General features: G+C 77.4%; 14 protein-coding genes. 2 read left to right on the top strand and 12 right to left on the bottom strand.

What is annotated here, in order from left to right; genetic code table 11:
- Positions 1 to 32 precede the first annotated feature (32 nt).
- Together K4S16_RS08895 and K4S16_RS08890 are read right to left on the bottom strand one after the other, a co-directional pair.
- Positions 33 to 473 (bottom strand): DoxX family protein, encoded by a 441-nt coding sequence (locus K4S16_RS08895; protein WP_149258373.1) that lies wholly within the window; start codon positions 471 to 473, stop codon positions 33 to 35.
- A 113-nt stretch (positions 474 to 586) separates the two neighbouring features.
- Complete coding sequence (locus K4S16_RS08890; RefSeq protein ID WP_200841758.1) at positions 587 to 1,456, bottom strand: LysR family transcriptional regulator; 870 nt, start codon at positions 1,454 to 1,456, stop codon at positions 587 to 589.
- 71 nt (positions 1,457 to 1,527) lie between these two features.
- Between K4S16_RS08890 and K4S16_RS08885 the strand changes: the two genes are divergently transcribed.
- Positions 1,528 to 2,295, top strand: a complete 768-nt coding sequence (locus K4S16_RS08885) for an SDR family NAD(P)-dependent oxidoreductase (RefSeq protein ID WP_149258372.1) — start codon at positions 1,528 to 1,530, stop codon at positions 2,293 to 2,295.
- A 24-nt stretch (positions 2,296 to 2,319) separates the two neighbouring features.
- On the opposite strand, the gene K4S16_RS08880 is transcribed toward K4S16_RS08885, so the two are convergent.
- From K4S16_RS08880 to K4S16_RS08840, 9 genes are all read right to left on the bottom strand, one after another.
- Positions 2,320 to 2,955: a DUF6058 family natural product biosynthesis protein gene (locus tag K4S16_RS08880; RefSeq protein WP_149258371.1), complete on the bottom strand. Its 636-nt coding sequence runs from the start codon at positions 2,953 to 2,955 to the stop codon at positions 2,320 to 2,322.
- A 58-nt stretch (positions 2,956 to 3,013) separates the two neighbouring features.
- A complete protein-coding gene (locus tag K4S16_RS08875) occupies positions 3,014 to 4,423 on the bottom strand; it encodes a hypothetical protein (protein WP_149258370.1) in 1,410 nt (469 codons plus the stop codon).
- Positions 4,420 to 4,905: a hypothetical protein gene (locus K4S16_RS08870; RefSeq protein ID WP_149258369.1), complete on the bottom strand. Its 486-nt coding sequence runs from the start codon at positions 4,903 to 4,905 to the stop codon at positions 4,420 to 4,422. The genes K4S16_RS08875 and K4S16_RS08870 overlap by 4 nt, the downstream gene beginning before the upstream one ends.
- A complete protein-coding gene (locus tag K4S16_RS08865; RefSeq protein WP_149258368.1) occupies positions 4,902 to 6,047 on the bottom strand; it encodes a molybdopterin-dependent oxidoreductase in 1,146 nt (381 codons plus the stop codon). The genes K4S16_RS08870 and K4S16_RS08865 overlap by 4 nt, the downstream gene beginning before the upstream one ends.
- Entirely contained in the window at positions 6,044 to 6,676 is a 633-nt protein-coding gene (locus K4S16_RS08860; protein WP_149258367.1) for a methyltransferase domain-containing protein, read from the bottom strand. Before K4S16_RS08860 ends, K4S16_RS08865 begins: the two co-directional genes overlap by 4 nt.
- Complete coding sequence (locus K4S16_RS08855) at positions 6,673 to 7,347, bottom strand: TIGR04282 family arsenosugar biosynthesis glycosyltransferase (protein ID WP_149258366.1); 675 nt, start codon at positions 7,345 to 7,347, stop codon at positions 6,673 to 6,675. Before K4S16_RS08855 ends, K4S16_RS08860 begins: the two co-directional genes overlap by 4 nt.
- A complete protein-coding gene (locus K4S16_RS08850) occupies positions 7,344 to 8,012 on the bottom strand; it encodes a glycosyltransferase family 2 protein (RefSeq protein ID WP_200841757.1) in 669 nt (222 codons plus the stop codon). Before K4S16_RS08850 ends, K4S16_RS08855 begins: the two co-directional genes overlap by 4 nt.
- A gap of 37 nt (positions 8,013 to 8,049) precedes the next feature.
- Positions 8,050 to 9,075 carry an NAD(P)-dependent oxidoreductase gene (locus K4S16_RS08845; protein ID WP_149258365.1) on the bottom strand — a complete coding sequence of 342 codons (1,026 nt, stop codon included), beginning with the start codon at positions 9,073 to 9,075 and terminating at the stop codon, positions 8,050 to 8,052.
- Between the two features lie 83 nt (positions 9,076 to 9,158).
- Positions 9,159 to 10,217 (bottom strand): aminotransferase class V-fold PLP-dependent enzyme, encoded by a 1,059-nt coding sequence (locus tag K4S16_RS08840; protein ID WP_149258364.1) that lies wholly within the window; start codon positions 10,215 to 10,217, stop codon positions 9,159 to 9,161.
- A gap of 84 nt (positions 10,218 to 10,301) precedes the next feature.
- On the opposite strand from K4S16_RS08840, the gene K4S16_RS08835 reads away from it, so the two are divergent.
- On the top strand, positions 10,302 to 11,210 hold the full coding sequence (locus K4S16_RS08835; protein WP_149258363.1) for a LysR family transcriptional regulator: 909 nt from the start codon (positions 10,302 to 10,304) through the stop codon (positions 11,208 to 11,210).
- Between the two features lie 62 nt (positions 11,211 to 11,272).
- Here the strand turns inward: K4S16_RS08835 and K4S16_RS08830 are convergent, their stop codons facing one another.
- Entirely contained in the window at positions 11,273 to 12,049 is a 777-nt protein-coding gene (locus tag K4S16_RS08830; RefSeq protein WP_160160870.1) for an IclR family transcriptional regulator, read from the bottom strand.
- Positions 12,050 to 12,087 lie beyond the last annotated feature (38 nt).

The raw sequence follows: 12,087 nt of genomic DNA, 5'->3' as shown, positions 1-12,087 counted from the left end.
CCGGGCCGTCCGCCGAACGGAGGTGTGCCGCGTCAGCGCTTCAGCGAGCGCAGCACCTCGCGGGACTCGGCGCGGCGGTCCCAGGCGACGGCGGCGAACACGACCGCGAACCCGACGGGCAGCAGCGCCCACGCCGGCTCCAGCACCAGCAGCTGGGTGAGGGCGGCGCCGGCCATCAGGCCGATCAGCCCGGTCGCGGCGAGCCCGGCCAGCCGCGGGACCACCAGCCCGATCGCGCCGGCCGCCTCGACGGCCCCGGTCACGTACCGGAACCACTGGCCCCAGCCGATCTCGTCGAAGGTGGCGACGGCGTCGGCCTGCCCGGCGAACTTCGGCAGCGCCGAGGCGAAGAACAGGAACGCGGCGAGCAGGATCTGCGCGCCCCACAGCACCTTGCGCAGCGTGCGGCGCTCCCCGGCGGAGGCGGCGGTGACGCGGGCGGCGGGGGCGGCGGTGTGGGTCTGGGCGCTCATGGCGGTGGTCCTTCCGTGCGGGTGTCTCATCGGCCTTTCACTGACGCGTCGCACGGGCGGCCGCCGGATCGACATTCCGCCGAAGATTTCCTCAGATATTTTTCGCGGCGGCATCAGCGCAGGTGAGAGGCGGTGAACGCGGCCGCGGCGGCGGTCGTGGCGCGCACGAACGCGGCCAGTGCCCGGGACCGGGACGCCTCGGACCAGGCGAGCACGAGCGTGGTCGGCGCGGCGTCGCGGACCGGCATCGCCGCCAGGTCGTCGCGCAGCAGCCCGCGCATCGACTCCGGCAGCACCGCGACCATCCGCCCGAGCGCGATGAGCTGCATCAGCTGGCCGCCGTCCCCGATCACGGGCCCGTCACCGGGACCCGCACCTGGCCCCGCGCCGGGCGGGCGCCGCGGCAGCACCTCGCCGTCCAGGTCGGCCATCGACACCTCGGCGCGGCCCGCCAGGCGGTGCCCCTTGGGCACGACCACCACCTGCCGCTCCTGCATCAGCTCCTCGGTGGCCAGGCCCGTGACGTCCTGGCGCGGCGCGTACAGCAGGGCGGCGTCGGCGCGGCCGTCGCGCAGCGCGTCCGCCGCCCCGTACCCGAACAGCATCTCCACCGGCAGCGCCTGCGGCTCGCGCTCGTAGGCGGCCAGGATCCGTGGCAGCAGGCCGCCGCCGTCCCCGCCGGGCTTCATCGCCAGGACGAGCCTGGGCTCGTCGGCGCCTGCGCGCCGCGTCCGCCGGACCGCCGCCGCGACGGCCTCCAGCGCGGCGCCGCCCTCGGCCAGCAGGGTCTCCCCCGCCGGGGTGAGCGCCACCCGGCGGCTCGTGCGCTCCAGCAGCGGCACGCCCAGGCGCCGCTCCAGCCGGCCGATCGCCCGCGACAGCGGCGGCTGCGCGATGCCGAGCTTCTCGGCCGCCCGGCCGAAGTGCAGCTCCCGCGCCACCGCCAGGAAGTAGGTCAGCTCCCGCGTCTCCACCACATCCATACCCTCAGGGTATTGATTGCGGCGGGATCGGTGTTGGCCCCGGCGCCGCCACCGGTGGTGGGCTTCAGGGCATGAGCGCCACACCTGAGCACACCACCGAGACCGCCCTGGTGACCGGAGCCAACAAGGGCATCGGGTACGCCGTCGCCGAAGGGCTCGCCGCACGCGGCATGACCGTCCTGATCGGGTCCCGCGACCCGGGGCGGGGCGAGAAGGCGGCCGCGTCGCTGCGCGAGGCGGGGCACGACGCCCGCGCCCTCGTCCTCGACGTCACCGACCAGGCCGCGGTCGAGGCGGCGGCCCGTGCGATCGCGGCGTCCCCCGGGCGCCTGGACGTGCTGGTCAACAACGCCGGCATCTCCGGCGGGGCGCTGCACTTCCCGGACGAGGCCGACCTGGACGTCGTGCGCCGTGTGTTCGACACCAACCTGTTCGGCGTGATCAGGGTGACCAACGCGATGCTGCCGCTGCTGCGCCGGGCCCCCGCGGCGCGGATCGTGAACATCTCCAGCGGCACGTCCTCGATGGCCGCCATGACCGACCCGGGCCACTACTTCTGGGACGTGCCGGGCTCGGCCGCCTACCCGGCCTCCAAGGCGGCGCTGAACATGCTGACGATCCAGTACGCCAAGCGGCTGCGGGGGTCGGGGATCCTGGTCAACGCCGCCGCGCCCGGCGCGTGCGCGACCGACTTCACCGTCGAGTTCACCCGCGCGACCGGCCGGACGACCACGCGCACCGCCGCGCAGGGCGCCGCCGTCGCGATCAAGCTCGCGACACTGGACGGCGACGGCCCCACCGGCGGGTTCTTCGACGACGACGGTCCCGTCGCCTGGTGACGACCGCGGCGGGCGCGCGGTCCATCAGGCCCTGACGGGTCGGGCGCCGGCGGGGTCGGGCGCCGGGCGCGGGTAGCGGGCCCGCACGGCGTCGATGCACAGGTCCCGCGACACCGGGCCCCCGAACCGCAGCCGGTCGTAGGCGGTGAACGGCGGCTCCAGCGCGTCGAGCTCGTCGACCAGCGCGTGCAGGCGGCGCGTCCAGGCCGGCGTCCCGGCGTCCGGCTCTCCCGGCGCCGCCTCGATCGCGGCGACCAGGGCGTCCTTGTACTGGATCGTGCTGGGTGTCACTGAGCGCAGGCACACGTACTGGCCCGACAGGTAGGCGGACCACTCCTGCCCGGCGGTGGTCTCGTCGTCCCAGTGCGCGCGGAACCACCCCTCCAGCGCGTCGACGCCGCCCGCCTGGTCGGCCAGGTCGAACAGGTCCGCCGGCACCATCTCGGCCCCGTCGGAGCGCAGATAGCCGGGCAGCGGCAGCCGGCCCTCCAGCATCAGCCGCCGCACCTCGTCGGCGTCGCGGCCGGCGGCGCGGCACAGGCCCTCCAGGTCGGTGTACCACGCGGTGGCGTAGGCGTCGTCGGCGGCGGTCATCGGGTGGTCGCCGTTGACCTCCCGGAACCGGTCGGCCAGCCGCTCCTTCAATTCTGTGTCGCTCATGCGCGGACGCTAACGCGCCATCGCTTCGGCGCCCGCCGAACCATGACCGCGCGGGGGCTCACCAGGGGGACAGCACGAGCGCCTGGAGGGCCAGCGCGGTCGCCGCCTGCGCGGCCAGCCAGCCCCTCGCCCCCGCGGAGGGGCGGTCCACGGCGGCGGCGACCGCGAGCCAGGCGGCGAACGGCACCCAGATCCGCTCGACCTCGCCCCGGGTCACGCCCGACAGGTCCAGGACCAGCACACCGAGCAGCGCCGCGCCCGCCAGCGCCGCCACCGCCGCCGCGGGCGGGACCGTCCGGGCCCCCGCGTCCCGCCTCAGCACCTGCCGCCACGGCACGCCTCGCCGCAGGACGGCCAGGGTGCGCGGCAGCGCGTGCGCCACCGCCGGACCGGTCAGCAGACCCAGCACCGCCAGGTTGGCCGGCAGGAAGTAGGCGTAGGAGCGCTGCGCCGACCCGCGGCTGACCAGGTAGGTGTCCAGGGTGGCGCGGACGCCGTCGGGCCACCAGAACCCCAGCAGCGTGAAGGCGGCCGGGGTCACCGCCAGCCCCGCGCCGGCGGCCGCGAGCACCCGCGCCCGGGGACGGAGCAGCAGCACGACCGCGAGCGGCACCGCGTACAGCGGCAGCAGCCCGTAGCTCAGATACGGCAGGCACCCGAGCAGCAGTCCGCCCCCCACGGCCGCGGCGAGCGCCCGCGCCCCCGACCCCCGCGCGGCCAGCGCGAGCAGGGCCGTCCCCCAGGCCGCGACCGCGAGGAAGAACGCGTCCATCGCGGTGGCGACCCACACCGCCAGCGGCGCCAGCACCAGGAAGGGCACCGCGGCCCGCGCCGCCCGCTCCCCCGCCACGCACCGCACCGTGACCGCGATCGCCGCGACCGACGACGTCCCCGCCGCGATGACGAGCGCCGCCGCCCACCCGGTGCCGCCGAGGCCGGCCTTCTCCAGCGCCCACAGGACGAGCATCGGCAGCGGCGGATGCCCCCGCACGTGCGTGGTGTAGCCGCCGAGCCGCTCGGTGAAGGTCCGCAGCCACTCCAGCGGGTCGGGGCGCAGCTGCGCCAGGCCCGCCGGGTACTCGGTCGGCGCCTCCAGCGGCCCGGCGAGCGCGCCCCACCCGTCGGAGGCGGCCAGCGCCACCGTCCACGCGGCGGCCGACGCCCACGCGACCGGCGGCAGCGCCCGCCACGGCAGCCGGGCCGCCAGCGCGGGCAGCGCCGCCGCGGCCAGGGCCGCCAGCGCCGCCGCCGGCAGCAGCCGCCAAGGCGGCGGCCAGCCCCGCGCCCGCGCGTGCAGCGGCGGCAGCGCGTCCTCGGTGGACAGGCCCGCGCGGCGCAGGTACCAGCCCACGGCGAAGGCCGCCGCGATCCCGGCCGCCCACACCGCGACGGCGACCCGTCCGGACCGGCCGCGCCCCTTCGGCGGCCCGGCCGCCTCCACCCGGCCGTGCGCGTCGGTGAGCGTCATCGCCCAGGCTCCTTCCGCGAGGGCTTCGGAGCGCGCGTCGCCCCGCCGTGTCTCCCGTGTCTCCCGTCTCCGGCCGTGCGGTGCGCGGTGACCGCGCGGACCACGAGGGCGCAGGCCGCCGCGGCGGCGATGGCGCCCAGCACGATCGCCAGGTTGCGGCCGTAGGGCAGCGGCAGCCGGGACGGCTCGTCGGCGCGGCGCCCGTAGGCCAGCACGACGGGGATCGCGACGGCGGTCACGCAGGCGCCGACGACGAGCGCGGCGCGCACGATGCGCCGGTGCCCGGCCGGCACCAGGCCGGTGAGCGCGCCCGCGGCCAGCACCGCCGGGACCAGGACGGCGTCGTGCAGGACCGCCGCCCCCGCGAACCACTTCGCCCACCGGGTCACGGGGACATCGGTCACGATGCCGCGCAGCCCGTAGGCGATGAGCGCCAGCCCCACCGCGTACGCGGCCGCCTTCGACGCGGTCCGCGCGTTCACGAGACCACCAGCCGGTGGATCCATTTGGTCTGCATGACCCCGGGCCGGTTCGGGGCGATGAGGCGGCAGGGGTGGCCGTGGTCGAGGGCGAGGGGCGCGCCGTTCATGCCGAGGGCCAGCAGCGTCAGCGGGTCGTGCCAGTGCGGCGGAGCGACCAGGGAGGTGCGGTAGAGGCCCTGCCGCTGCAGCGACTCGACCAGCACCTGCGCGTCGTCGGCGACGCCGGCCAGGCGCAGCACGTCCCGCAGCCGCACGCCGTGCCAGGACGCCTCCACGCTCCAGCCCTCCACGCACGAGATCGGCAGCCGCACGGTGTGCTGCGGCAGCGCACGCAGGTCGGCCAGGGACAGGGTGACCTCCCGCGCGACGCGGCCGGTGACGGTGAGCCGCCAGCGGGGGTCGCGGGCCCGGGCGGTGACGCCGGTCGCGGCGGCCGACTTGTTGACCGGGACGTCCTGCGGCCCGGTGCCGGGGCGGCGGGGCGCCAGCACCGCCAGCGGCGCCAGCGGCGTGACGGCCTCCCCCACCGTGGCGAGCGCGACGACGCCGCTCGCGCCGGCGACGGTGAGCAGGAAGCCGCGCCGCCCGACGCCGTCCTGCGGGCGGGTCATCACGGTGCGGCGCGCTTTGGACCACTGGTCGGCGATGTGGACGACCAGCGCGCCGACCAGGATGTAGGCCGTCCAGTAGTGCGCGGTGGTGAAGTAGAACCGGAACGCGTACCAGTAGGCGACGTTCATCACCCCGGTGACGAACTGGAACAGCGCCGCGCCGACCAGGACGAACACCAGCAGCCGCTGCGCGCCGTGCACGACCGAGCGCACCGGCGGCCACTGCCACAGCCGCGGGTAGACCGTCCACAGCTTGGCCAGCAGGAGCGGGACGGTCGCCATCCCCCCGATGACGTGCACGCCCTGGGTGACCCGGTACAGGTTCACCGGCCGCGACGGCCACCGCATCCACCCTGCGGGCTGCTGCATGAAGTGGCTGACCAGCCCGGTCCCGAAGCAGACCAGCACGGCGGCGCCCAGGGCGATGCCGAGCCAGGAGGCGACCCGCTCGTCGTGCAGGCGGCTGGTGAACCGCCCCGGGACCGCGCGCAGCGCGGCGGCCGGGCCGCTCCTGCCGAGCGCGGTCCTCATGAGCGCGCGTCCCCGGAGCGCAGCGCGACGAACCACCGGTCCGCCTCCTCCCAGAACTCCGTCACGGTCGCGGCGCACGCGGCGGCCAGCCCGGTGACGGCGTCGGCGGACACGTGCGCCCAGGTGAACCACTCGCCGACCGACCGGTCCGAGCGCAGCCGCAGCGGCTCGGTGCGCGAGGCCGAGCCGGGCGGCCCGACCTCCGCCAGCACCTGCCCGCCGGGCGCCAGCAGCGCCAGGACGCGGCGCAGCAGCGCGGCGGGGTCGCCGCCGATGCCGATGTTGCCGTCGGCGAGCAGCACGGTGCGCCAGCGTCCGGTGCCCGGGACGCGGCCGAACACGTCCCGGCACAGGGCCGGGCCGCCCGCCGCGACCGTGAGCGCGACCGCGTAGGGGGCCAGGTCGATGCCCAGGACCGGCAGGCCGCGGCGGGCGAGCGCCACCGTCAGCCGGCCCGGCCCCGAGCCGACGTCCAGGGTGGCGCCGTCGCAGCGGTCCAGGAGGCCGCCGTCGCCGGGCCGCACGGCCAGCCAGTCGTGCACGGGCAGCGGGCGGCGGCGCCCGTCGGCGTGCTCGATCTCCACGGGGGCGCGGCCCTGCAGCGCCTCCTCGTACAGTTCGCCGATCATGCCGGGACGGTCCGGTGGCCGAGGGCCCGCACGGCGGCGGCGAACCGGCTCCCCGGCGCGGCCGCGGCGACGGCCTCGGCGTCGGCGGGGGTGTCGACGTCGGTCAGCTCAGGCAGCGCCGCGATGCGCAGCCCGGCGGCGCGCAGCCGCGCGAGCTGGACCGCCCCGGTGTCGGGACGCGACATCGGGACGCCGCGCAGCAGCGCCGCGCTGGGGCGCCGCAGCCCGAGCAGCCAGAACCCGCCGTCTCGGGCGGGCCCGAACACCGCGTCGCGGCGGCCGAGCCCGCGGCGGGCGCGGTCGAGCAGCGCGGGGGTGACCTGCGGGGTGTCCATGCCGATCAGCACCACCGGGCGGCCGGCGTAGGCGTCGTCGAAGGCGTGGGCGAGGCGCTCGTCCAGGCCGCCGCCGCGCTGGGCGATGACGGTGAAGCCGTCCGGCAGCCACGGCCCGGGGTCGCCGGCGAGCGCGAGGATCCGGCGGGCCGCCGGTGCGGCGGCGACGGCGGCGAGGGTGTCGCGCAGGGACGCCTCGGCGAGCGCGGCGGCCTCGGCGGGCGTGTAGGCGGGGGTCAGGCGGGTCTTGACCCGGCCGGGGACCGGCTCCTTGGCGATGACGACGACATCGGCGGAGCCGGGCTCGGGGCCGTCGGCCGCCTGCGTGCCGGTCATCGGGCGACCTCCGCCAGGACGCGCCGCATGTCGCGGACGGCGCGGGCCGTCCCGCCGAGCGTCCCGGTCACCTTCGAGGAGCCGGTGCGGGGGCGGTAGGCGACGTCGGTCTCCTCGATCCGCCACCCGGCGCCGGCGGCGCGCAGCACCATCTCCAGGGGGTAGCCGAACCGGCGGTCCCGCAGGCCGAGGTCGAGCAGGCCGTCGCGGCGGGCGGCGCGCATCGGCCCGAGGTCGCGCAGCCGGGTCCCGGCGCGCCGGTTCAGCGAGCGGGCCAGCACGGCGTTGCCGAGGCGGGCGTGCGGCGGCCACGCGCCCGGCCCGGTCGGGCGCCGCCGCCCCAGCACCAGCGCGCGGTGCCCGGCGGCCTCCAGGGCGTGGAGCCGCGCGACCAGGCGGGGCAGTTCGGCGGGGTCGAGCGAGGCGTCGGCGTCCATCACGCAGACGATCTCGGTCTCGGCGGCGCGCAGCCCGGCGTGGCAGGCGGCGCCGAAGCCGCGCTGCGGCGCAGGGACGACGCGGGCGCCGTGGGCGGCGGCCACGCTCGCGGAGTCGTCGGTGGAGGCGTTGTCGACCACCAGGGCCCGGAAGCCCTCGGGCATCCGGGTCAGCACCCAGGGCAACGCCTCGGCCTCGTCGAGGCACGGGAGAACCACATCGATCACAGCTCAGACGCTACTTTCGGTGACGGGGGAACGACCCTTACGAACTGGTGACGGGCGGCCGGGCGAACTCGGCCATGCCCTCGGCGAACGTCACCGCCGGGGAGAACCCCAGCTCGCGGCGGGCGCGGTCGGGCCGGGCGACGATGTGGCGGACGTCCCCGAGCCGGTAGCCGCCGGTGACGCGGGGCTCGGGGCCGCCGAACGCGCCGGACAGCGCGGCGGCCATGTCGCCGATGGTGCGGGGCTCGCCGCTGGCGATGTTGTAGGCGCGCAGCCCGCCGGGTTCGGGCGGCGCGGTGGCGACCCGCTCCAGCGCCAGCACGTTGGCGCGGGCGACGTCGCGGACGTGGACGAAGTCGCGGCGCTGCGCGCCGTCCTCGAACACCAGCGGCTCGCGCCCCTCCATCAGCCGCGACCGGAAGATCGCGGCGACGCCGGCGTAGGGGGTGTCGCGCGGCATCCGCGGCCCGTACACGTTGTGGTACCGCAGCGCGGCGACGGACCCGCCGGTGGAGCGCGCCCACGACGCGGCGAGGTGCTCCTGGGCGAGCTTGGTGTCGGCGTAGACGTTGCGGGGGCCGGGCGGGGTCTCCTCGCCGACGGCGCCGGGGGCGAGCGGATGCCCGCACGCCGGGCACGGGGGCTCGAACCGCCCGGCGCGCAGCGCGTCCTCGGGACGGGGGCGCGGGCGGACGATGCCGTGGGCGGCGCAGGTGTAGGCGCCCTCCCCGTAGACGACCATCGAGGAGGCCAGCACCAGGACGCCGACGCCGGCGCGGGCCATCTCGGCCAGCAGCACGGCGGTGCCCTGCACGTTGACGGAGGTGTAGTCGGGCAGGTCGGACACGTCCACGCCGAGGCCGACCTTGGCGGCCTGGTGGCAGACGGCGTCGACGCCCTCCAGCCGCCGCGCGACGGCCGCGGCGTCGCGGACGTCGGCGGCGGGGCCGCCGAGCCCGTCGGGGCGCAGGTCGAGGCCGCGGACGCGGTGGCCCGCGGCGGTCAGGGCCTCGGCGATGTGCGAGCCGATGAATCCGGCCGACCCGGTGAGCAGTACGTTCATGCGCACGAACGTAGGGCGCGCGGCCCGGCAGGGACCGCGTGGAAGGGCCGGTCAAGGCACCTTGTTCGAACCTTGTAAGAACTTCACCCGGCGGCGCGGACGAGCGGGGCGAGCAGCCCGACGGCCTTGTCGACGTCGGCCTCGGTGGTGCTGAGGTGGAAGGCGCAGCGCAGCCGCCCGGCGCGGACGGCGGCGGCCACCCCGCCCCGGTGCAGCAGGTCGGCGGTGCCGTCCGGGACGGGCACCGACACGATCGCCGAGTCGCCCGGCGGGAGGCCGAGCCCGGCGGCGAACCGGCGCGCCAGCGCGACGTCGTGGTCGTGGATCGCGGGGACGCCGACCCGCTCCAGCAGTTCCAGGGCGGGGGCGTGCCCCGCCCAGCACTGCCACGCCGGGGACAGGTCCAGGCGGCGGGCGCCGCCTGCCAGGCGCAGCGGCAGCCCGTAGATGGAGTCCCAGATGTCGGCGCCGGCGTACCAGCCGGCGCCGATGGCGGGCAGGGCGTCCAGGGCCTCGCGGGTGCCGGTGAGGAAGCAGGTCCCGCGCGGGCCGAGCAGCCACTTGTAGCCGCCGGCGACCAGCCAGTCGACGCGGCCGGCGGGCAGCGGCAGCCATCCGGCGGCCTGGGTGGCGTCCAGCAGGACGCGGGCGCCGTGCGCGCGGGCGGCGTCGACGATGGCGTCCATGGGGGCGATGCGGCCGTCGGCGGACTGCACCGCAGACACCGCGACCAGGCCGGTGCCCGCGCCGACCTCCTCGGCGACGCGCTCCAGCGGGACGGAACGGACGCGCAGGTCCGCGCGGGCGGCGAAGGGGAACAGCAGCGAGGTGAAGTCGCCGTCGGCGACCAGCACCTCGGCGCCGGCGGGCAGCGACGCCGCGACCAGCCCGGTGAAGTAGGACACCTGCGGGCCGCACGCGACCCGCTCGGCGGGGACGCCGATCAGCCGCGCGAACGCCTCCCGGGACCTGGTCACCGCCTCGTCCAGCGCGTCGGGGGACAGCAGCCCGGCGGCCCGGTCCCGTTCGGCCGCGAGCATCGCCTCGTGCGCGGCGCGCGGCGGCAGCCCGTAGGTGGCGGTGTTGAGGAAGGCGATGCCGGCGACGAACTCGCGCTGCGCGTCCCGCAGGGAAAGGCTCATGCCCCGATCGTGGCGCACCGCCCGCCCATAGCACAAAGTACGGTTTTCTTGGCGACCCATCAGTTCCGTTGATACCTTGCGGCGATGCTCGACCTGCACCGGGGCCGGATCCTGCGCGAGGTGGCCCGGCTCGGCTCGATGACCGCCGCCGCCCGGTCCCTGTCCTACACCCAGCCCGCGGTGTCGCACCACATCGCCCGGCTGGAGGCCGAGGTCGGCACCCCGCTGGTGGTCCGGCACGGCCGCGGCGTGCGGCTGACCGAGGCGGGCCGGATCCTGGTGGAGCACGTCGAGGACGTCCTGGCCCGCATGGACGACGCCGAGGAGCAGATCGCCGCGATCGCGGGGCTGCGCGCCGGGCGGGTGCGGGTGGCGGTGTTCCCGACCGCGGCGGGCGGGCTGCTGCCCGACGCCCTGGCGCGGCTGCGCGCCCGCGCGCCGGGGGTGTCGGTCACGCTGGTGGACGCCGAGCCGCCCGAGGCGATGGCGCTGCTGCGCGCCGGGGACACCGACATCGCGGTGGTGTTCCGGCACGCGTCCGCGCCGCCCGACACCGACTCCCGGTTCCGGGAGGTCGTGTTGTGCGACGACCCGCTGCGGCTGCTGGTCCCGGCCGCGCATCCGCTGGCGTCGGCGGAGCGGCCGCGGCTGGAGGACCTGGCCGGGGAGACGTGGGCGTCGGGCTGCGCGCGGTGCCGCGACCACCTGCGGTGGGCGTGCCGCAAGGCCGGGTTCACCCCCGACATCGCGTTCTCCACCGAGGACCATGTCGCGATCCAGCGACTGGTAGCGCGGGGCCTGGCCGTGACGACGCTGCCGGCGCTGGCGCTCGGCCTGCACACCGAGCCGGGCGTCGCGGTCCCCGGCGTGCGCGGCGTCGGCGGCCGCCGCATCAGCGCGGTCGTCCCGGCGGGCCCGCGGCCGCCGGCGGTCGCGGCGCTGCTGGACGAGCTCGCCGCCACCTCCCCCGGCGCGGACGGCCCGGGTGGCTGAGCGGCGGTCAAGGCGGCCGGGCGGCGGTCAGGGTCGGGCGGCGGTCAGGGTCGGGCGGACGCCTAGGACAGGTGGCGGTGCAGGTCGGTGAGGCGGCCCGCGGCGGCGAGCACGGCCTCGGCCAGCACGGGCAGCCGGTCGTCGCCGAACCGCACCGACGGGCCCTGCAGCGCGACGGCCGCGAACACGCGCCCGCCGCCGTCGCGGACCGGCGCGGCCACGGCGCGGACGCCGGCGAGGCGCTCCTCGTCGTTGACGGAGTAGCCGCGCTCGCGGACGCCCTCCAGGTCGGCCTCCAGATCGGCGCGGGTGGTGAGGGTCGCCGGGGTGTGGCGGGCGAACGGCTCGTCCATCGCGACCGGGTCGTCGTCGAAGGCCAGCAGCGCCTTGCCCATCGCGCACGCGTGGACGGGGTTGCGGTCGCCGGGCGGCTGGTCGTAGCGCAGGGGATGCACCGACGGCAGGTGCAGCAGCACCGCGACCTCGTCGCCGGCCCGCACGCCGAGGCTGACCGCCTCGCCCGTCCCGTCGCGCAGCGCGGTCAGCTCGGGCTGCAGGAGCGTCGCGCCCATCCGCTCCAGCGCCAGGCGGCCGAGGATGGCGGTGGTGGGGCCGAGGAAGTACCGCTCGGTCGCGGGGTCCTGCGCGAGCATCCCGGTGTCGTGCAGGGCCCGCACGATGCGGTGCGCGGTGCTGACCGACAGGCCGAGGTGGTGCGCGACCTCGGTGGGGGTCTGCCGTTCGGCGTCCTCGAAGGAGCGGAGCACCGCCACGCAGCGGTCCACCGTCTGGGTGCCCGGCTTCGGTCGGCGGGGCCCTTCCGCGCGGTCGTCCGTCACGCGTCCCATCCTCCCACCGGGCCCGGCCCGCGCCTCGC

It is taken from the genome of Actinomadura sp. K4S16 (genome assembly GCF_008327685.1).
Taxonomy (GTDB): Bacteria; Actinomycetota; Actinomycetes; order Streptosporangiales; family Streptosporangiaceae; genus Spirillospora.
This window is presented reverse-complemented; position numbering and strand designations above follow the sequence as displayed.

Coding starts and splice junctions, on each gene's coding strand:
- K4S16_RS08895 (WP_149258373.1), bottom strand. CDS start 473: ATGAGCGCCCAGACCCACACCGCCGCCCCCGCCGCCCGCGTCACCGCC.
- K4S16_RS08890 (WP_200841758.1), bottom strand. CDS start 1,456: ATGGATGTGGTGGAGACGCGGGAGCTGACCTACTTCCTGGCGGTGGCG.
- K4S16_RS08885 (WP_149258372.1), top strand. CDS start 1,528: ATGAGCGCCACACCTGAGCACACCACCGAGACCGCCCTGGTGACCGGA.
- K4S16_RS08880 (WP_149258371.1), bottom strand. CDS start 2,955: ATGAGCGACACAGAATTGAAGGAGCGGCTGGCCGACCGGTTCCGGGAG.
- K4S16_RS08875 (WP_149258370.1), bottom strand. CDS start 4,423: ATGACGCTCACCGACGCGCACGGCCGGGTGGAGGCGGCCGGGCCGCCG.
- K4S16_RS08865 (WP_149258368.1), bottom strand. CDS start 6,047: ATGAGGACCGCGCTCGGCAGGAGCGGCCCGGCCGCCGCGCTGCGCGCG.
- K4S16_RS08860 (WP_149258367.1), bottom strand. CDS start 6,676: ATGATCGGCGAACTGTACGAGGAGGCGCTGCAGGGCCGCGCCCCCGTG.
- K4S16_RS08855 (WP_149258366.1), bottom strand. CDS start 7,347: ATGACCGGCACGCAGGCGGCCGACGGCCCCGAGCCCGGCTCCGCCGAT.
- K4S16_RS08845 (WP_149258365.1), bottom strand. CDS start 9,075: ATGAACGTACTGCTCACCGGGTCGGCCGGATTCATCGGCTCGCACATC.
- K4S16_RS08840 (WP_149258364.1), bottom strand. CDS start 10,217: ATGAGCCTTTCCCTGCGGGACGCGCAGCGCGAGTTCGTCGCCGGCATC.
- K4S16_RS08835 (WP_149258363.1), top strand. CDS start 10,302: ATGCTCGACCTGCACCGGGGCCGGATCCTGCGCGAGGTGGCCCGGCTC.